Origin of the sequence: Streptomyces yerevanensis (assembly GCF_000716805.1) — a bacterium.
In the GTDB taxonomy this organism is placed as follows: domain Bacteria; phylum Actinomycetota; class Actinomycetes; order Streptomycetales; family Streptomycetaceae; genus Streptomyces; species Streptomyces flaveus.
In genome coordinates this window covers 1-1,496 of record NZ_JNWJ01000179.1, presented here as the reverse complement: position 1 = coordinate 1,496, position 1,496 = coordinate 1, and the positions used below count along the sequence as shown (strand labels likewise).

General features: G+C 66.0%; 2 protein-coding genes. One reads left to right on the top strand and one right to left on the bottom strand.

The genetic code is table 11. The features are described from left to right. Positions 1–185: 185 nt before the first annotated feature. On the top strand, positions 186–695 hold the full coding sequence (locus tag OP79_RS48880) for an SUKH-4 family immunity protein (protein WP_033329698.1): 510 nt from the start codon (positions 186–188) through the stop codon (positions 693–695). 14 nt (positions 696–709) lie between these two features. Here the strand turns inward: OP79_RS48880 and OP79_RS53510 are convergent. Further along, a partial coding sequence (locus tag OP79_RS53510; RefSeq protein WP_245685761.1) for an IS5 family transposase occupies positions 710–1,496 on the bottom strand: 787 nt, incomplete at its 5' end.

The following is a 1,496-nucleotide window of genomic DNA, read 5'->3' as shown; positions in this document are numbered from 1 at the left end:
GCCAAGACCCGATAAGTCAGACGCACTCGCAGCCACCCGCACCACCCCCGGCACCGACTCCCAACCAGCCTACGCCCACAGCAAAAGCAACGGCATTGCCTCTAGGTCCTGTCCGATGGGTTGTGTTGGGGTCTGAGAAGATCGGCCCAACCACAGGGGCGGACGTGAAGGACAGGCTGATAGGCATGGGTGACGTGGCCTGGTTGCCGTATGACGAGCACGGTCTTGCCTCCAGCGGGGTACGCGGCCAGGCAGCCCGCCTCCTTGTTGAGCGGGGCTTGCCGGCCGATTGCAACCGGATGTTCGTGCGTGACCGGGACCGGGAACTGGCAGTCCGCGAACTTCCCGGAGGCCGAGCGGTGTTCCTCGGCTCGTTCGAGGACGGCATCAACTCGTACTGGCTGCTGACCGACAACGGTGAGGTCTGGATGGTCAAGGGCTATGAAGGCGATCCGGAGGAGCAGTACGGCCTGGTCAACACATCGGTGGAACGCTTGGTGGAGGTATTGCGGATCTGGGAGACGTTCGTCTACTCCGGCAAGAGCGACATGGATGACGACTACGACGACTGGGCACACGACGTGATCGGCCGGGCTCGGCAAGCGGATCCGATGGCCTTCTCGGATGAGGACTCTTGGTGGTCACGAGTGTTCGAGGAAGTCGAACTGGGCGTGCTCGTGCCGGAGGACACGTAGTCCTCGGCCGCTGTTCAGGTGCGAAGCCATAGCCGGATCGCGGCCACGGTGACCGTCCCGTGGAAGACGTACGCCCTCTTGTCATAGCGCGTGGCGACAGCTCGGAAGTTCTTGAGCCGATTGATGGTCCGCTCGACTTCATTGCGGCGTCGGTAGATCATCTTGTCGAACCCTGTGGGCCGGCCGCCTTGGCTGCCGTGGCCCTGGCGGTTGGCCCGCTGGTCTCTCGGCTCGGGGATCGTGTGCTTGATCTGGCGTCTCCGCAGGTGACGCCGGTTGCGGCGTGATGAGCACGCCTTATCGCCCCCGACGTGGTCGGGCCGAGTTCGTGGACGTCCACCACCCAGCCGGGGCACGCGGATCTCTTCCAGCACGGGAATCATCTGCGGTGCGTCCCCCCACTGGCCGGGCGTGATGACAAACCCGAGCGGGCGGCGCCCACCCTCCCCGGCGAGATGGATCTTGCAGGTCAGCCCGCCTCGCGAGCGTCCCAGAGCCTCATCGGAGCGGTGACGCGCCAGTCGGCTTCGCCGGCCCGGAATCTTCGGGGCGCGAGTGGTGGCGCCAGCCGCGTGCTGATGAGCGCGGCATGTCGTGGAGTCGACGCTGACCATGCTCCAGTCGATCCGGCCTTCGGCATCCACGCCGGCACCGACGGTGCGAAACGTGACCCGGTGCCGGTCCGAGTCCTTGCCTACCAGCTCAAAGACACCGGCGGCGCTGCTGCGGCCGACGACTACCGCCTGGTCACCACTCTTGTGGACCCGCGCCGCTATCCGGCCCGGCAACTGGCCGCGCTCT